The organism is Kitasatospora sp. NPDC048545 (assembly GCF_040651155.1).
Taxonomy (GTDB): Bacteria; Actinomycetota; Actinomycetes; order Streptomycetales; family Streptomycetaceae; genus Kitasatospora.
Map to the genome: position 1 here is coordinate 89,274 of NZ_JBEZIQ010000014.1, position 15,729 is coordinate 105,002.

The window sequence follows — 15,729 nt, forward strand, 5'->3', positions numbered from 1 at the left end:
GAACGTACCGACCGTGCCGTGCGGGGTTCAGCCCTTGGGGCTGTCGCCCGCGTGGTCGGCAATGCCCGAGGCGAGGACGGCCGTGGCGTAGTCGTATCCCTTGCCGTTGCCGGCGCCCGGGGACGGGGCACCGGTGGGCGGGAGGCCGTCCGGGCCGGCGGGCGGGAGGTCGGCGAGCAGCACCTCGCGCAGGCCGAGGAACGCGCCGGTGTCCTTGTCGAAGATCAGGGACACCCGCATGGTGCCGTTGGTGCCGACCACCGCGACGCCGTGTCGGCCGTTCGCGTCGGCCTCGTCCGCGACCACGGAGGTGCCGGGGATCTTCGCGGCCGCCTGCATGAGCGCGCCTGCGACGGCCGGTGGCGCCGAGACGTTCTGGAAGATCATCTGGATGTCCCCGAAGGCGATCTGGTTGCGCAGCTTCGGCGTCATCTGCATTCCCGCCACCGAGTCGGAGCGGTCGGCGGCGAGCAGCTGCCGCAGGAGCTGCTGCGGGTCCGTGGGCAGCCGGGAGACGAACTCGTAGGTCGGGACGTCGAAGCCGGCCGACCGATGGGCCCCGGGCCGGTCCGACAGGGCGGCGTGCCAGGTTGTGCGTCCGTCGCCCATGGTCGGGTCCACGATCAGGCCCTCCGACCTGCCGTCGACCGAGAGCCACGACGAGCGCTCGTGCACGGGCTGGCGGGCGCCGTCCTGGATCTCCCGCGAGTACACGAACTGCGCGTTCCCGGCCGCGGGGGCCGGACGGCTCGCGACGGCCTTCGCGGCCCGGCTGAGCAGCCCGGCGGGATCGGTCGGCTCCGGCAGGGGTGTGCCCGTCGCCGGCGTCGGCGTCGCCGCCGAGGACGCCGGGGCCGCCGGGGCGGTGGCACCGTGGTGCCCGCCGGGGACGACCAGGGTGACGGCCGCCAGCGCGCCTACCGCCAGCGGGGCGGCGACCAGCCAGACCAGCCTCCTCTGCGGCCTCGGTGCCTTCGCGTCCATGGCGATCTCACGCATCAGGTGCTCCCTCAGAAGACGTCGGCGGTCGGCGGAGAGCGTCTCGTGCGGGTTGTTCATCGGATGTCCTCCTGCATCGACCGGGCGGCACCGAAGCCGCCACCCCGTACCTGTCCGACGGCGGGAGCCGGTTCCCGGCCCTCCGTCAGTTCGTCCTCCGCGAGCGAGCGCAGCCGGGCCCGGGCCCGGGAGAGGCGGGAGCGGACAGTGCCGACCGGCACCCCGAGGGCCTGCGCGGCCGACGCGTAGTCGAGCCCCACCCACACGCACAGCCGGAACACCTCGCGCTCGGACCGGCGCAGGCCGGGCAGGGCGCGGCGCACCGCGGCGAGTTGGGCGCCGTCGTCGATCCGGGAGACCAGCTCGTCGGCGAAGTCCGGTACGGGCTCCCGCTCGGCGAGGCGCGAGATCGCCGCCCGGTGCCGCCGGGCCGCCCGCGCGGTGTTGCGCAGCACGTTGGTGGCGATCCCGAACACCCAGGGCCGCAGATCGTCGTCGCCTTCGTGGAGCTTCCCGCGCAGCCGCCAGGCCTCCAGGAAGGTCAGCGACACCACGTCCTCGGCGGCCGCCCAGTCGCCCAGGGTGCGCAGCGCGTAGCCGTACACGGCCGGGGCGTGCTCGTCGAAGAGTTCGCCGAGCGCGTCCTGGTCCCCGGCGCGCAATCGCGCGCGTTGTGACAGTTCCATGCCCACCCCTGTCCGCTCGCCTCCCGGAGTTCCCTGTGAACCGGGTCACGTGACGTCGTGCCACCGAGGCGCACGATGCGGGCGGTGACGCGCGCCGCCCGCTGATGTCCGAACTCCTCGAACCGATCTTCCGGGTCACCTGCTTCCCCCGACGAGTCGGTCGCCGAGCTCGAACCCGTCACCGCGACGGCCGGTGGCCGGCACGGTCGCGGGGTCCAGGGCCGCAGGGGCGCGGTGACGGGCGGCGGCTGGCGGGAGGCGACTGCCGGGAGGACGGACAAGGTGAACAGCCGGACACCGGTCGGCGTCGTCGTCCTCGACCGGACCCCGCCGGGCCGGTGGCGCCGGCCCGGCCGCCGTGGCCCCGGGTCCTCGCCCTGACGGGAACAACGTCCCGGCCACCGGCGACGTCCGCCCGACGGCCGGGCCGGGCCCGCCCCGATCCGCATCGGAGCCGACAGGGTCCGACGGCGTCCGCGCGCACTCCGCCGGACGGATCCTCAGGGGCGGCCCGTGAGTGCGGCGGTGAGCCGCTGGACGCCGTCCTCACCGAAGCGTCGCACCAGGACGGCTACCCATCCGGCCAGCTCGACACGCTCGCGCTCGGTCCAGGTCGGGGCCGAGGGGTGCTCGTCGACCACCAGGACACGGGCCAGCACCAGCTCGTCGGTGCCCGGCACCGGCCGGGCCCGCCCCGACACCCCGTGCAGGGCCAGCCGCCGGGCCGTGGTGACGACCTCACGGGCCCCGGCCCGGGGTACGGTCCAGCCGGGCGGGAGCGCCCGTGCGGGCTGCGCCGAGGTGCCGGACGGGCCCGTGGCGGGGTCGGCCGCCGGTTCGGCGTCCCCCGCCAGCCAGGCCGCGATCAGCCGACGTGCCGCCGCCTCGTCGTCCTGGCCGGGCCCTCCCCCACCGTCCGCCGTGGCCGCCAGTCTCTCGCCGTCGCCGTCCACCGCCGTGGTCACCATCGGAGTCCACCTCACCCATCTGCCCGGCCCCGGACGCGAGCCGCTCGCCTGCCGTCCCTTGACACTGTCGTGTAGTTGAACGCGAAACGTGCACGCTTCTGTTCACCGTGCCACCGCCCAGCTGTCCGCGCGCCTGTCCGCGCGGGCAGCCAGGCGGAGGACAGCGGGCAGCACCGGACGGCCCCGGCGCCCACACCACCCGGACCACTCGGACCGACACCCGGAGTTCGCGCCCGTCCGGTTCAGTGGTCGCGCGGGCGGTTTCCCCAGCTCACCGGCGGGGCGGGCCGCCCGGGCCGCACCCGGACACGTCGGGCGTCGTCGGCACGTCCGGAACTGCCCTCCACGTACGGCAGTTACCCCGTTATAAAGGGAGACGAAGGGACCGAGGGGGTTTCAGCATGCAGGCGAGGCAGCAGCCGGAGAAGGCCGGGCGTCCGCACCGCACCACGGGCCCGGCGCGACGGCCCGCCACCGGGCCCGGCGCGCCGCAGGCGGTGGCATCCCTGCAGCGCGCCGGCAACGCGGCGACGGCGCGGGAACTCGCGGAGCAGCGGGGCGGCGCCGAACGGGACGACGGCCGGGCGGTGCCGGCCCTGCAGCGCGTCACGGGCGAGGGGCCCGGGAAACGCAGGGTCCGGCAGCAGGTGGACGCGACCAACGTGCTGAAGGTCTGCGAGGCCGCCACCTTCGACGGGGAGGCCGTCAGGCCCGGCGCCCGGGCCGCCGCCCTGCGGAGCGTCGTCTGGGAGGGCCACTGGGCGGCGATCTCGGCGGTGTGCCGGAAACACAAGTACACCATCGCCGTCCGCGAGACCGGGGAGCACTCGATCCGGCGCATCGCGGAAGGCGCCAAGGCCAAGCCGCACACCATCCTGGAAAAGTCCGTCAAGCCCTCCTCGGTCCGGAAGAAGTACGGCACCGGACCCGGGCAGGCAGCGGGCGACCCCGAGCACATCCTGCACTGGCTGCAGGCGCAGGACCTCGACGGCTTCGTCGGCCACTGGGACGCGCAGGGCCTGATCGGTGTCCGGGTCGACAACCCGCCGCCGGAGCTCCTGGCTGAGGGGATCGTCGAGACCGGCGACCACCGCGAACAGTACGTACCGCTCACCGTGGGCGTCGGCGACGGCGGCCCGGCGATGGCCCGGCTGAAGGCCTACCCGAAGTGGAAGCAGTACCTCTACACCGGCGACTACGACCTGCACGAGGTGTACTCCGCGCAGGGCGGCACCAACGGCGGCCAGATCCCGGAAGCCACCCCCGAGAAGGCCAAGCTGCTCGACCGCCTCAACGCCGGGATCGCCGGGAAATCCCGCGAGGAGGTGGTGCGCAGCGGCGCGACAGTCCTGCAGAACGGCAGGCTGCACATGGCGGCCGACTCCGATCACGCCATGTTCCAGCACGGCGACCAGGCCACCTACCGGATGAACCAGTACCTGGAGGCGCAGGACGCCGCCGAGGAGCAGGCCGCGCTGGAGGGCCAGGTCGCCCGGCAGGCGGCCCTACTGGTGCGGGCCGTCGCCACGGAGACCGACGAGCCGCTGGCGTGGTGCCGCATGGGTCAGTGGTACGTGACCCGGAACCCCCAGGAACACGCGGCGCTGCGGACCCGCTGGCGGCTGGCCGTCCCCCACAGCTGGGGCGCCGAGGAGGTGGACCGCACCGCTCGCGGCGGCTACCGCACGGCCCGCTACACCGACTGAGGCCGACGGGCCCCACCCTCGCGGTCCCGCCGTCAGGCGAACGCGCGGGAATGGCGCCGCCGCCGGCGCGCGAGCAGCACCCGGCGCTCGTCCTCCGTCAGCCCGCCCCACACCCCGTAGGGCTCGCGAACGTCGATCGCGTACTGCCGGCACTGCGCCAGGACCGGGCAGCGGGCGCACACCGACTTCGCCATCTGCTCACGGTGCTTCGCGGCGGCCCCGCGCTCGTTGGTCGGGTGGAAGAAGACACTGCTGTCGACGGTGCGGCAGGCCCCCTCCACCTGCCAGGACCAGTGGTGCTCGAACGCTCCGGGCAGACGGGTTGTGTCGGACACGAGAGGTTCCTTCCGAGCGAGCGGACGGTTTCCGCCCGCTCGTCTATCCCGATTCGCCGCTCACATGCCGCCCGCTACCCCTCCGTTCGCCATCCGTTCCCCTCCGCTCCCCTCCGCTCCCCTCACGCGGCACGCGCGGCGAGCCCTCCCCCGGCTCAACCCGCGGGTGATTCGGTGCCGTTGGGCCACACGCAGGGGGAGACGAATCCGATGGTCAATGTGGTGGTCCAGTCACCACCGTCGTCGATGGAGGCGGTGAAACCGTCCTTCGGGTTCTTGAAGAAGACGGCGTCGGAGCTGCTGCTGGTGACCTCGAACCCGGCCTTGAGCATGTGCGCGCGGAAAGCGTCGAAGACCGCGCCGTGCCGGTCGGCCGGGATGCCCCGCAGGAAGTCGGAGGTGACGACCATGATCCGGCCGTCCTCCTCCGAAGGGGCGTCGCCCTTGACGCACATACCCCCGCTGTCCCGGTCGGCGACCGCGGTCACCGGCTGCGGAAGCGCCGCGAAGACATCGGCGAAGTAGGCATCGGTCTTCTGCTCCGCCTGCGCAAGGGGCATCGTCGGGCCATCGTCCGTACCGGCGTCCTCATCTGCCACGGTACCCCCGTTGTTTCGGAACCAGCCCCCGCTTGATTCCGCGATCATGCGTCAATCTGATTCCGATACCAACTGATCGTCATCGGTCGTGTGGGCATCGTCAGCGAGCGCGGAGCATGACGCGGCCCCACGGTTCGGCGCCCGTCCATGACTGCGCGAGACGTTCGGGGCGGGCGGGAACGACGCCCCTCCGGCTTGTCGCAGTTCTGTACCGGAACATGACGGTCCGCTCCATGACGGGTCGCGGGTGGATATCGTCTGGCCGATCATCGCGATGGCGGGGGGCGCATGGACAGCGGGACCGGGGCGAGAACGGACGAGACGGCCGGGACGGACGGGCCCGAGACGGCCGGGGTGGCGGCGGCGCTGGCCTCACCGCGCTTCCTCTTGACGGCGTTCGCCGCTGTCGGGGTCGCCGTGATCGTGCTGGGGGCCCTGTTGTGGGCGCTGTTGTCGTGGAACGGACCGGACCCGACCGACACCGACGGCTTCGGGCGATACCTGCAGGTCACAGCGGTCTGGGCGGCCGGGGCGGGGATCGTCGGCCTGTGCGGGGCGCAGGTGCGGCGCGACGTCGGCGAGCGGTCGCGGCTGGCCTGGCTGGCCTGGTGCGACCTCGGGATGGTGCTGGCGCTGCTGTGGCCGCTGCAAGTCCTGGCCGTCGCCGTCCTGTTCGTCGTGCGGGCCGTCGGCCGGGCCCGGTGGCTGCGGGGGTGCGCCGCGTCGGCCGGGGTGTGCCTGGCCGCTGTGGGGTCGGTGTGGGGTGTCACCGGCTACGCGGCCGAGCAGCCGTGGACGTCCGACGGGCCGGCCGACCGGGCCGTCGTCGGCACCTGGGACGGCCCGGCCGGGGAGACCCTCGTCCTGCGGGCCGACGGCGGGTTCCGCTCCACGGCCGGGGCCGGGGCGGGGTACGACTGGTCGACGGGCGAGGGCCGTTGGCGACTGACCGACATGCTCGACCCGGGGGCGACGCTGACCCTCGACTTCGCCGCCGGCGGCAGCGACGAGCTGGTGGTGTACGGGGCGCTGTCGCCGTCCACGCTGTGCCAACCGCTCGCCGAGGAGTGGTGCCGAACCTCCCTCCACCGGTGATGACTTGACGGTCGGCGCGGACGGACGCAGGCGTGCGGCCGGGTCGAACACACGGACCGGTGGGACGTGTGCGTTCCATCGTCGGGACCAACTCTTCACCGGGGACGGGGGTTTGAGGCGCACCGCGCGGTGACCACCGCACCGGCGGCCGGATCATCGGGGGATGGACCATGCCGTGAGTCCGTACCCGCCGCACCCGCCGACACCGTTCCCGCTGGTCCCGATTCCGGTGGCCCCGCTCCCCGTACCGCCCCGGCCTCCGCACGTCCATCCGCCGCACCCACCGACTTGGCCGCCCTGGCCGCCGCTGCCGACCGACTGTCCCATCCCCTCGCCCCCGGCAACGGACCCGCCAACGCCTCCGCACACGCCTTCGCCCACGCCGCCCGCACCGGCGCCGTCGCACCCGGCGCCGACCACGGCGGCACCCCTGCCCGCACCCACACCCGCACCCGCGCCGACGCCGGGCCACGAGGTGGCACGGCCGACGACGCCGCGTGCCTTGCCCACCACGACGCCCGGCACGACACGCACCGTCACACGCCCCGCGCCCGGCGCCGTCACCTCCCCACCCGCCGACCCCCGAACGCCCGCCGCGCCGCCACCCGCGCCCCTCCCGGTCGCCGACGCGACCACCACCACCTCCGCGGTCGCCGCGCCGCCGCCCGTCGGGCCGGCCGGACCCGTGGTGCCGGCCGTCGCGCCGTCCGTCTGGGCCACCGTCGTCGTCCTCACCGTTCTGCTGCCGGCCGCGCTCGCCGCCGTCGTCGGCCACCACCGTGCGCCCGTCAGGAGCCGCCGTTGAACCCCGGACCGCTGATCGCCGCCGTCGCCGCCGCGACCCTCGCCGCCGCTTCCCTCGCCGTGGCGCACCGGCTCCGCCCGCGCCCGCCCGAGGGTCAGCCGCCGCCCGAACCGCACGCCACGCTCGCCAGTATCGGCTCCGGACTGCTCTCCGGATTCACCCTGCTCACCGGCTTCCTGATCGCCACCGGCTGGGCCGCCCGCAGCACCGGCATCACCCCGCCGGGCGGCCTGTACGTGGCCGACCTCGCGGCGGGCGCGGCCGTTCTGCTCTACCCGTCCCTGGCCGGACTGCCGTTCACGCCGCGGTACGTGACGGCGGTCTGCCTGTTCGGCCTGCTGGTCGGCTACACGATGGCGCTGGCGGTCCAGCTCAGGCCGTAGGCCCGGTGGTGGCGGACCGTGGTCGCCGTCACCGCCGGACCGTCACCGCCGCCGTGCCGGTGTGGCGGGGGCGCGGCGGGGGCACGGTCCCGGCATGACGGGAAGTGCGGAGACCGTGGTGATCGTGGTGCGGGGCCCGAGCGGCGCCGGAAAGTCGAGCATCGCCGCACGACTGCGCACCGCCTACGGGCGGGGCATCGCCGTCGTCGCCCAGGACGTGCTGCGCCGCACCGTGCTGCGCGAGCGGGACGTGCCCGGCGGCGCCAACGTCGGGCTGATCGACGTGGTGGCACGGCACGCCCTGGACCACGGCTTCCACGTCGTGGTCGAGGGAATCCTCCACACCGGGCACTACGGGCCGATGCTGACCCGGCTCGTCGCCGACCACCGGGGGCGCAGTCATCTGTACTACCTCGACGTCGACTTCGACGAGACGGTGCGCCGGCACGCCACCCGCCCGTGGGCCGCCGAGGTCTCCCCGCAGGACATGGCCGGCTGGTACCGGCCGCACGACCTCCTTCCCGATGGCCTGGAACACGTCATCGGCCCGGACAGCAGCCTGGACGCGAGCGTCGAGCGGATCCTCGCCGACAGCGGCCTCGTCCCACCCGGCTGGACACCCCGCCCCTGAGCCTTCCCCGCACCCGGGTGCGGGAGGACCCGGGCGCAGGAACGTCCAAGCGTGCGAGCGCCCACGTCCGCAACCCTGTGGCGTTGGGCGCGAAGATCGGGAAGACTCGCGCGCATGGTCTCGGTATTGCAGAACGTGGCGATCGACTGCACAAATGCCTACGAGTTGGCCCGGTTCTGGAGCAGGGTGACCGGCCGCCCGGTGGAGACAGAGGACGGACCGGGCTCGGAGGAGACCCAGGTCCTGCTGGCGGAAGGCCCGGTGCTGTACTTCCACCAGGTGCCCGAGCCCAAGACGATCAAGAACCGGGTCCACCTGTGCCTGCGCCCCGACACCTCGCGCGACCACGAGGTGGAGCGCCTGCTGGGCCTCGGGGCCACCCTCGTCGGCGATCACCGCAACCCCGACGGTACGGGCTGGGCAGTCCTCGCCGACCCCGAGGGCAACGAGTTCTGCGTCCTGCGCAGCGAGTCCGACCGGGCCGCCGCGCACGCCTGACGCGGGCACGCCGCGTCCGTCCGTCCGCCCGCCCGCCCGTCCGTCCGTCCGGGTACCCCGCCTGTCCCCTCCTGTTCCGGCCGAACCCAGGGAGATCCGCATGCACGGCAGCCCCGCGAGCGTCGTCGAGGAGGCGTTCCGCTGCTACCGGTGGCAGGACGTCGACGCCGCCCTGCCCCTGTACGCCGACGACTTCACGTTCACCAGCCCGCAGGACGACCACATCGACAGGGCCGCGTTCTTCCGGCGCTGCTTCCCCACCGCCGACCGCTTCCGGGAGCAGCGGCTGCTGCACGTCACGCCCGCCGGCGACGAAGACGGTGCACACGGTGAAGACGGTGAACTCGTCTTCGTCCACTACGAGTACGAACTCACCGCCGGCGGCCGGTACCGCAACGTCGAGGCGGTCACGGTGCGGGACGGCCTGATCCGCGAGGTGCAGGTCTTCTTCGGCGGCCGGGTCCAGGTTGACCCTTCGGGGGTTCATGCGGCTTTGAGTGGGCTGCCGTCGTAGGTCCAGCGGTAGGGCTTGGCGTCGTGTTCGTCGTAGGCCAAGACGAAGGTGGCGCTCAACGATGCCGACGAAGGGAACCCTGCGCCGCCGACATACTCCCGGCGGATTACTCCGGTACCTCGCGGGGGCTACGAACGACACCAGAACGTTTGCATCCATGGGCCGATTCGACACGAAGCTGCGGAACCTAGCGTCGATCCCATGAAACGCAATCGCCGTATCAGCGCTGTCGCGGCTCTGGCGCTCGCCGCCCTCGTCACCGGAACCGGCACCGGGTTCGCCGCCACGACCACACCGTCGGCCACACCGGTGGCCACGCACGCGTTCGACACCGCACCGGCCGCGGCCACCGCGCCCACGCGGACCTTCCACGGCACGCTCCCCGCGCCGACCGGCCCCTACGCCGCCGGCGAGGAGATCATCCACCTCACCGACACGAGCCGCCTCGACCCGTGGGTGCCGTCGTCCGGCCCCCGCCAACTGACCGTCACGATGGTCTACCCCGCCGTCCCCGGGACCGGGACCCCGGCCCCTTACATGACCGTCGCCGAGGCAACCGGAATCACCGAGCGCCGGAAGTTGCCGGCGAGCACCGGCGTCACCCCGCAGACCCTCTCCAGCGTCACCACTCACGCCTTCGACGGCGCGCGGCCGCAACGCGGCAAGCATCCGCTGGTGCTCCTCTCAGCCGCGTCCGAGAACCCGCGCATGATGCTCACCTCGCTCGCGACCGACCTGGCCAGTCACGGCTACGTCGTCGCGCTCGTCGGCCACACCTACGAGGACAGCGGCGAGACGCTGGCGAACGGCCAGACGCCGCCGTGCGCGATCTGCGACCACCCGGAAACGATCGACTTCGACGCCGAAGCTGTCAGCCGCGGGCGGGACGTGTCCTTCGTGATCGACCAGTTGACGCACGGCAACACCGCGTGGCGCCTGGCACACCTCATCGACAAGCACGAGATCGGCATGGCCGGACACTCCCTCGGCGGAGCGGCGGCGGCCGCCACGATGATCGCCGACCCGCGAGTACGGGCCGGAGTGAACATGGACGGCAGCTTCCACCCGGTCCCGATGCCCGGCCAGATCAACCGGCCGCTCCTCATGCTGGGTACGGCCGACAACCACCCGGTCGGCGGCCACGACACCACGTGGGGGCAGGCCTGGGCCGCCCTCGGCGGCTACAAGAAGTGGCTGACGGTCGCCGGCGCCGACCACTTCAGCTTCTCCGACCTGGACGTGCTTCAGGAGCAGGCCGGGTTCCCGGCGGGGCCCCTCTCCCCGGAACGCGGGGTGGTGATCACCCGCGAGTACGTGACGGCGTTCTTCGACCGGACGCTGAAGGGGATCCACAGTCCGCTGCTGGACGGCCCCTCGCCGAACAATCCGGAAGTACTCTTCCAGTCCTAGTGCAGCACCGCGTTGATGCTTCGGGGGTTCATGCGGCTTTGAGTGGGCCGCCGTCGAAGGTCCAGCGGTAGGGCTTGGCGTCGTGTTCGTCGCAGGCCAGGACGAAGGTGTCGATGGCCGCGGCCGGTTCGTCGCGGGAGGCGAACCGGCCGCGGCGTCGTAGACGTCGGGTCAGGGCGGAGAAGAACAGCCCGACTTGGTTGAGCCGGCCGGCGTGTTTGGGGGTGTGGTGGATGTCGAAGCGGGGACGGGTGGCCGGCCAGGCCTTCGTCTTCTTCGCGACGTGGGATGAGCCGGTTGTCCATTCGACCACCTTCCCGAAGCCGTCGGTCAGGTCGAGGACGACGCCCGCAGCCGTGATCGCGACGGCGAGGACCCACGGTACGGCGGGGCCCGGTCGCGTCGTGCGGTCGGGCGGGGCGATCAGCAGGACAAGGGCGTTGAGCACGAGGACCGCCGAGTCGCGGGTGCCGATGCCGTAGAAGACGGTGGCGTCCGCCACCGTGCCGAGCAGGTCGGGGCGGGCGAGGAGGTGGATCAGGGGCGCCGTCACGACGGTGACCACGGCCAGGGTCCGCGCCGCCGTCCAGCGGCCGAGCAGGACCGCGAGCGTCATCAGTGCCGCCGGGGCGAGCAGCGCCGCCGCCGCGGCCAGGGGGCCGAACCGCTGCGCCCCGGGGGCCCGGAACACCTGGAAGGAAGGGTCGGTGACCATCGTGACGGCCCACCAGAGGTGCACGGCCGCGTACGTGCCGGCCAACACTGCGGCGAGCGGGGCCGCGGTGGCCAGGGCCCGGCCCGTCGGCCGGTGGGAGACCAGGCCGAAGCGGCCCCGGGCGCCGTGCCCGGCCACGTCGGCGACCTCGCGTAACCCGGCGAGCGGGGTCGAGGTGCGGACGCGGTGTTCGGCGTGGTCGGCGAGTTCGGCCAGCGCGGCGGCGTCGTAGGAGGCCGGGTAGAGGGCGAGGGCCCGGCGCAGCAGGCGGGCGTTCGCCGAGGTCCGGTCCCGCTCGCCCGGCCTGCGGGCCGGGCGGGCGGAGCCCGTGGCCGGACGGGCGGGGCGTCAGCGCATGCCGCCGGACGCGAGGATGACGTCCCCGGTGATCCAGCGCGCGTCGTCGGAAGCCAGGAAGGCCACCAGCGGGCCGTAGTCGTCCGGCGTGCCGGTTCGGCCCAGCGGGGTGCCGGCGATCGCCTCCGCCTCCTGGGCCGAGCCGCGGAACCCCAGGGCCCTGGTGCCCTCGGTGTCCGAGGGGCCGGGCATGATCGCGTTGACCCGGATGCCGCGCGGGCCCAGTTCCTTGGCGGCGACGATGGTGAACGCGTTGACCGCGCTCTTGGAGGCGACGTAGAGCGAGGCGTACGGCGGGTGGGTGAGCGTGCCCGCCGTCGAGACGTTGATGATCGACGCGGCGCCGATGTCGTCCTGTGCGGCCAGGGCCTGCGTGGTGAGGATCGTGCCCAGCAGGTTCGTGGTCATCTCCCGCTGGAACTCCTCCTCGGTGATGCCCGACAGCGGCGCGAAGGCGACGACGGCCGCGTTGTTGACGAGCACGTCGACCGGTCCGTACGCCTCGCGCGCCCGGTCGAACAGTCGGCGCACGTCGTCGCCGCGGCCCACGTCCGCCCGGACCGCGACGGCCCGGCCGCCGTCGGCGGTGATGCCCGCGACGACCCGTTCGGCGCCCTCCTGATCGTCCCGGTAGTTCACCACGACGGCCGCGCCGGTCCGGGCCAGCGCCTTGGCGATCCCCGCGCCCAGGCCCTTCGATGCGCCCGTGACGATCGCCGTACGTGCGTTGCTGCTGCTCACAGTGGCTCCTCGAACGTTGGTTCCGTGGAGATCACCGTAGGAAAGCTCATTACTGACAGGAAGTACCTACTTTTTTGTAAGCTCCTTTCATGACGGAAACAGCGCAGGTCGCGACGGCCGCCCGGCTCCTGGCCCACGACACCTTCGACAACAAGTGCGCGCTCAGGCCGATCATGGACCAGACGACGAGCCGCTGGGCGACACTGATCATCTCGGCCCTCATCGCCGGCCCGCACCGCTTCGCCCAGCTGCACCAACGCGTCGGCGGCATCAGCCAGAAGATGCTGTCGCAGAACCTCAAGGCACTGGCCCGGTCCGGGCTCGTCGCCCGCGACGTCGCACCCACCAACCCGCCCCAGGTCACCTACAGCCTCACCGAACTCGGCGTCGGCCTGGCCGGGCCGCTGACCGAACTCATCCAGTGGTTCGGCCGGCACGGGGAGCAACTCCTCGCCGCCCAGGAGGACTACGACCGTCAGCAGGCGTCACCGGACGCGTGACGGGCGGGGCCGTGGCGTACCCGGTGGCCCCGTCCGGGTTGGGGCTCACACCGGGGTTTGGCACACTCACCCCATGTGGCGCGAACTGATCCTTGAGGTGGCACCGATCGCCGAACTCGGTGCCCCGGCCGACGAAGCCTCCCTGCACGCGGTCGCGGAGGTCCTGGGCCAACCCCTGCCGGCGGACCTCGCGGCCCTGCTGCGCGAGTGCGACGGGCTGTCCCACGAAGGTCTGGACGTGGTCTGGAGCGCCCGGCGCATCGCGAGGGACAACGCCGAGTTCCGCAACGCCCCGGACTTCGCGAGCCTCTACATGCCATTCGAGCCGTTGATGTTCTTCGGGGACAACGCCTCCGACCAGTTCGCCTTCGTCCGCACGCCCGCGCGCGACGAGGTCTTCGTCTGGGACCACGAGACGGACAGCCGGTTCATGGCGACCGGGAACCTGCGGCAGTACCTGGAGCGGGCCCTGCGCGAGCGCGGGGACTGGTACCGCTAGCTGCACTGCCCCGCAGGTCGGTCGCCGGGCCGACGGCGGTCACCGGGCCGATGGCGGGGAGCAGCGTGAGAATGGGCCGTACCCGCTGTTCGCGTCGGCCCGGGAGGCAGCCGTGAAGGACCTCGAGTTCGAGCAGAAGCGCACGCTGTCGCGCGCCGAGGCCGCCGACCAGCTCGAAGCGCTGGCGGCGGCGCTCAGGCGCGGGGGCCAGGCCGAGCTGGAGCTCGGGCCCGGGAAGCTGACCCTGCGGATCCCGGACGAGCTGGAGACCGAGATCGAGGTCGAGCTGGGGGACGGCAAGATGGAGCTGGAGATCGAGCTGTCCTGGCACACGGGGCAGCCGGACTGACCCGGCCGGCCGGACCGTGCAGCCCTCACTCCAGGGCGGCCGCCTTGCGCAGCAGCACCGACCGTTCGCGGGTGTTGCGGCACAGGCGGGCGGCGAGTTCCAGTTCGGCCCGGGCCTCGGTGGTGCGGCCGAGGCGGGTCAGCAGTTCACCGCGCACGGTCGGGAGCAGGTGCGACCCGGAGAGGCGGCCGGAGGCGGCCAGGTCGTCGACCACGGTCAGCGCCTCCCCCGGCCCGTCCGCCATGGCGACGGCCACGGCCCGGTTGAGGTCGACGACGGGTGACGGCGCCACCCGGCCGAGCGCCTCGTAGAGGAGCACGACGCGTTCCCAGTCGGTCTCCCGCACCGAGGGTGCGGTGGCGTGGCAGGCGGCGATGGCGGCCTGCAGTCCGAACGGTCCGAGGCCTCGCCCGAGGGTGGCGGCCCGGCCGAGCGCGGCCAGGCCGCGGCGGGTCGCCGAGCGGTCCCACCGGCGGCGGTCCTGGTCTTCCAGGAGCACCGGCTCGCCGTCGGGTCCGGTGCGGGCGGGAAAGCGCGCGGCGGTGAGTTCGAACAGCGCGAGCTGGCCGTGCACCTCCGGCTCGGCGGGCAGCAGGGCGGCCAGGGTCCGGGCCAGCCGGACGGCCTCGTAGGCCAGGTCGGGGCGCAGCAGGTCGTCGCCGGCCGTCGCCGTCGAGCCCTCCGTGAAGATCACGTACAGGACGCTCAGGACGGCGCCGAGCCGCGCGCGCCGGTCCTCGGGCGGCGGCAGTTCGAACGGGACGCGGACGGCGGCGATGGTCTTCTTCGCCCGGGTGATCCGGGCCTGGACGGTCGGGGTGGGCACCAGGAAGGCGCGGGCGATCTCCTCACTGGACAGGCCGCCCACGACGCGCAGGGTGAGGGCCACCCGGGCCTCGGCCGGGACCACCGGGTGGCAGGCGGTGAACACCAGCGCGAGGACGTCGTCGTCGACCCGGTCGGGGTCGTAGGGCGGGTCGTCGGGCCGCTCGGGCGCGGCGGCCGCGCCCGAGCTGAGTTCGCCGTCGGCGAGCGGCCCGGCGAGCACGGCGTACCGCTCGTCGAGGGCCGCCTTGCGGCGGAAGGCGTCGATGGCCCGCCGCCGGGCGGTCGCCAGCAGCCAGCCCACCGGGCTGGCCGGCTCGCCGTCGCGCGACCAGGCGACGAGGGCTTCCGCCAGCGCCTCCTGGGCGACGTCCTCGGCGAGCGCGAAGTCCCCGGTGTAGCGGGCCAGCGCGCCGACGATCCGTGCGGACTCGATCCGCCAGACGGCCTCGACAGCCCGCCGCGCCGGCTCGGCGACCGGCGGGCCGTCGGCGGCCCCGGACGTCACAGCTGGCCGGTCCGCTCGCGCCACGCCCGCTCCTTGATGATCCACTCGTTGTCCTGCGGGAACTCCTCGATGCCGGGCACCCGGCGGACCTCGCACTTCGAGCCGGGGACCGCCGGGAGCCGCTTGGCCCACTCGACGGCCTCCTCCTTGGTGGCGACGTCGATCAGGTAGAAGCCGCCGAACAGTTCCTTCGTCTCACCGTACGGCCCGTCGGTGACCACCGGGGTCTCCCCGCCGAAGTCGACCACGACGCCCTGCGACGGGTCGTCCAGCCCCTCGGCGGCGACGAGCACGCCCGCCCGGATCAGCTCCTCGTTGAAGCGGCCCACCGTTTCGAGCATGTCCTCGAAGGGCGTCTCCATCATCTTCGCGACGGACGCGTCCGTGCCCCGCATGATCAGCATGTACTTCGCCATGGTCGGTCTCCTTGTCCGGGGGGTCGTTCCTCGACCCTCTCAGTCCCAGGTCGAACGGCGCGGCCGCGGATCGACACGGTGGAGCGACACGGGTGAGATTTTTTCGGATTCCCTCCGACGGGCGCTCCCGCCCCCGCCGCGGGGAAAGCGGCGACGGGGGCGGAGGGCTCGTCGAGCGGCGGAAAGCCGG

20 protein-coding genes are annotated in these 15,729 nt (G+C 73.4%); 11 read left to right on the plus strand and 9 right to left on the minus strand.

The window, feature by feature from the left end:
• Nucleotides 1-27: 27 nt before the first annotated feature.
• The 3 genes from AB0D10_RS16015 to AB0D10_RS16025 form a co-directional block, all read right to left on the minus strand.
• Nucleotides 28-1,059 (minus strand): CU044_5270 family protein, encoded by a 1,032-nt coding sequence (locus AB0D10_RS16015; RefSeq protein WP_360256206.1) that lies wholly within the window; start codon nt 1,057-1,059, stop codon nt 28-30.
• The gene (locus tag AB0D10_RS16020; RefSeq protein ID WP_360256208.1) at nt 1,056-1,685 is read right to left on the minus strand and encodes an RNA polymerase sigma factor; all 630 of its coding nucleotides are present in this window, start codon (nt 1,683-1,685) and stop codon (nt 1,056-1,058) included. The genes AB0D10_RS16015 and AB0D10_RS16020 overlap by 4 nt, the downstream gene beginning before the upstream one ends.
• Nucleotides 1,686-2,185: 500 nt before the next feature.
• Nucleotides 2,186-2,653, minus strand: a complete 468-nt coding sequence (locus AB0D10_RS16025; protein WP_360256210.1) for a hypothetical protein — start codon at nt 2,651-2,653, stop codon at nt 2,186-2,188.
• A gap of 401 nt (nt 2,654-3,054) precedes the next feature.
• Here AB0D10_RS16025 and AB0D10_RS16030 point away from each other — a divergent pair, with 401 nt between their 5' ends.
• Complete coding sequence (locus AB0D10_RS16030; RefSeq protein ID WP_360256213.1) at nt 3,055-4,359, plus strand: hypothetical protein; 1,305 nt, start codon at nt 3,055-3,057, stop codon at nt 4,357-4,359.
• Between the two features lie 32 nt (nt 4,360-4,391).
• Here AB0D10_RS16030 and AB0D10_RS16035 read toward each other — a convergent pair whose 3' ends face one another.
• On the minus strand, nt 4,392-4,694 hold the full coding sequence (locus AB0D10_RS16035) for a WhiB family transcriptional regulator (RefSeq protein WP_360256216.1): 303 nt from the start codon (nt 4,692-4,694) through the stop codon (nt 4,392-4,394).
• A gap of 155 nt (nt 4,695-4,849) precedes the next feature.
• A complete protein-coding gene (locus tag AB0D10_RS16040; protein ID WP_360256219.1) occupies nt 4,850-5,254 on the minus strand; it encodes a hypothetical protein in 405 nt (134 codons plus the stop codon).
• 327 nt (nt 5,255-5,581) lie between these two features.
• Here AB0D10_RS16040 and AB0D10_RS16045 point away from each other — a divergent pair, with 327 nt between their 5' ends.
• The 7 genes from AB0D10_RS16045 to AB0D10_RS16075 all read left to right on the plus strand — a co-directional run bounded on the left by AB0D10_RS16045 (nt 5,582) and on the right by AB0D10_RS16075 (nt 10,629).
• Complete coding sequence (locus AB0D10_RS16045; protein ID WP_360256221.1) at nt 5,582-6,388, plus strand: hypothetical protein; 807 nt, start codon at nt 5,582-5,584, stop codon at nt 6,386-6,388.
• Nucleotides 6,389-6,890: 502 nt separating this feature from the next.
• Nucleotides 6,891-7,193, plus strand: a complete 303-nt coding sequence (locus AB0D10_RS16050; RefSeq protein WP_360256223.1) for a hypothetical protein — start codon at nt 6,891-6,893, stop codon at nt 7,191-7,193.
• Nucleotides 7,190-7,576, plus strand: a complete 387-nt coding sequence (locus AB0D10_RS16055) for a hypothetical protein (protein ID WP_360256225.1) — start codon at nt 7,190-7,192, stop codon at nt 7,574-7,576. The genes AB0D10_RS16050 and AB0D10_RS16055 overlap by 4 nt, the downstream gene beginning before the upstream one ends.
• Nucleotides 7,577-7,670: 94 nt before the next feature.
• A complete protein-coding gene (locus tag AB0D10_RS16060; protein ID WP_360256227.1) occupies nt 7,671-8,207 on the plus strand; it encodes an AAA family ATPase in 537 nt (178 codons plus the stop codon).
• Nucleotides 8,208-8,321: 114 nt separating this feature from the next.
• Nucleotides 8,322-8,705: a VOC family protein gene (locus tag AB0D10_RS16065; protein WP_360256229.1), complete on the plus strand. Its 384-nt coding sequence runs from the start codon at nt 8,322-8,324 to the stop codon at nt 8,703-8,705.
• A 100-nt stretch (nt 8,706-8,805) separates the two neighbouring features.
• A complete protein-coding gene (locus AB0D10_RS16070) occupies nt 8,806-9,219 on the plus strand; it encodes a nuclear transport factor 2 family protein (protein ID WP_360256231.1) in 414 nt (137 codons plus the stop codon).
• 201 nt (nt 9,220-9,420) lie between these two features.
• Entirely contained in the window at nt 9,421-10,629 is a 1,209-nt protein-coding gene (locus AB0D10_RS16075; protein ID WP_360256233.1) for an alpha/beta hydrolase, read from the plus strand.
• A gap of 28 nt (nt 10,630-10,657) precedes the next feature.
• Here AB0D10_RS16075 and AB0D10_RS16080 read toward each other — a convergent pair whose 3' ends face one another.
• Nucleotides 10,658-11,482 carry a hypothetical protein gene (locus tag AB0D10_RS16080; RefSeq protein WP_360256236.1) on the minus strand — a complete coding sequence of 275 codons (825 nt, stop codon included), beginning with the start codon at nt 11,480-11,482 and terminating at the stop codon, nt 10,658-10,660.
• Between the two features lie 210 nt (nt 11,483-11,692).
• Nucleotides 11,693-12,442 (minus strand): SDR family oxidoreductase, encoded by a 750-nt coding sequence (locus AB0D10_RS16085; protein ID WP_360256239.1) that lies wholly within the window; start codon nt 12,440-12,442, stop codon nt 11,693-11,695.
• 89 nt (nt 12,443-12,531) lie between these two features.
• On the opposite strand from AB0D10_RS16085, the gene AB0D10_RS16090 reads away from it, so the two are divergent.
• The 3 genes from AB0D10_RS16090 to AB0D10_RS16100 all read left to right on the plus strand — a co-directional run bounded on the left by AB0D10_RS16090 (nt 12,532) and on the right by AB0D10_RS16100 (nt 13,790).
• The gene (locus AB0D10_RS16090) at nt 12,532-12,942 is read left to right on the plus strand and encodes a helix-turn-helix domain-containing protein (protein ID WP_360256241.1); all 411 of its coding nucleotides are present in this window, start codon (nt 12,532-12,534) and stop codon (nt 12,940-12,942) included.
• Between the two features lie 73 nt (nt 12,943-13,015).
• Nucleotides 13,016-13,441: an SMI1/KNR4 family protein gene (locus AB0D10_RS16095; protein ID WP_360256244.1), complete on the plus strand. Its 426-nt coding sequence runs from the start codon at nt 13,016-13,018 to the stop codon at nt 13,439-13,441.
• Nucleotides 13,442-13,553: 112 nt separating this feature from the next.
• Nucleotides 13,554-13,790 carry an amphi-Trp domain-containing protein gene (locus AB0D10_RS16100; RefSeq protein WP_359965983.1) on the plus strand — a complete coding sequence of 79 codons (237 nt, stop codon included), beginning with the start codon at nt 13,554-13,556 and terminating at the stop codon, nt 13,788-13,790.
• Nucleotides 13,791-13,815: 25 nt separating this feature from the next.
• Here AB0D10_RS16100 and AB0D10_RS16105 read toward each other — a convergent pair whose 3' ends face one another.
• Complete coding sequence (locus tag AB0D10_RS16105; RefSeq protein WP_360256246.1) at nt 13,816-15,147, minus strand: sigma-70 family RNA polymerase sigma factor; 1,332 nt, start codon at nt 15,145-15,147, stop codon at nt 13,816-13,818.
• Nucleotides 15,120-15,539, minus strand: a complete 420-nt coding sequence (locus AB0D10_RS16110) for a YciI family protein (RefSeq protein WP_360256248.1) — start codon at nt 15,537-15,539, stop codon at nt 15,120-15,122. The genes AB0D10_RS16105 and AB0D10_RS16110 overlap by 28 nt, the downstream gene beginning before the upstream one ends.
• Nucleotides 15,540-15,729: the final 190 nt, after the last annotated feature.

What these genes read in the sequence shown, in the direction of transcription:
- AB0D10_RS16030 (WP_360256213.1), top strand. Translation starts at nt 3,055, where the DNA reads ATGCAGGCGAGGCAGCAGCCGGAGAAGGCCGGGCGTCCGCACCGCACC.
- AB0D10_RS16090 (WP_360256241.1), top strand. Translation starts at nt 12,532, where the DNA reads ATGACGGAAACAGCGCAGGTCGCGACGGCCGCCCGGCTCCTGGCCCAC.
- AB0D10_RS16045 (WP_360256221.1), top strand. Translation starts at nt 5,582, where the DNA reads ATGGACAGCGGGACCGGGGCGAGAACGGACGAGACGGCCGGGACGGAC.
- AB0D10_RS16060 (WP_360256227.1), top strand. Translation starts at nt 7,671, where the DNA reads ATGACGGGAAGTGCGGAGACCGTGGTGATCGTGGTGCGGGGCCCGAGC.
- AB0D10_RS16095 (WP_360256244.1), top strand. Translation starts at nt 13,016, where the DNA reads ATGTGGCGCGAACTGATCCTTGAGGTGGCACCGATCGCCGAACTCGGT.
- AB0D10_RS16020 (WP_360256208.1), bottom strand. Translation starts at nt 1,685, where the DNA reads ATGGAACTGTCACAACGCGCGCGATTGCGCGCCGGGGACCAGGACGCG.
- AB0D10_RS16025 (WP_360256210.1), bottom strand. Translation starts at nt 2,653, where the DNA reads ATGGTGACCACGGCGGTGGACGGCGACGGCGAGAGACTGGCGGCCACG.
- AB0D10_RS16015 (WP_360256206.1), bottom strand. Translation starts at nt 1,059, where the DNA reads ATGAACAACCCGCACGAGACGCTCTCCGCCGACCGCCGACGTCTTCTG.
- AB0D10_RS16070 (WP_360256231.1), top strand. Translation starts at nt 8,806, where the DNA reads ATGCACGGCAGCCCCGCGAGCGTCGTCGAGGAGGCGTTCCGCTGCTAC.
- AB0D10_RS16075 (WP_360256233.1), top strand. Translation starts at nt 9,421, where the DNA reads ATGAAACGCAATCGCCGTATCAGCGCTGTCGCGGCTCTGGCGCTCGCC.
- AB0D10_RS16065 (WP_360256229.1), top strand. Translation starts at nt 8,322, where the DNA reads ATGGTCTCGGTATTGCAGAACGTGGCGATCGACTGCACAAATGCCTAC.
- AB0D10_RS16110 (WP_360256248.1), bottom strand. Translation starts at nt 15,539, where the DNA reads ATGGCGAAGTACATGCTGATCATGCGGGGCACGGACGCGTCCGTCGCG.
- AB0D10_RS16040 (WP_360256219.1), bottom strand. Translation starts at nt 5,254, where the DNA reads ATGCCCCTTGCGCAGGCGGAGCAGAAGACCGATGCCTACTTCGCCGAT.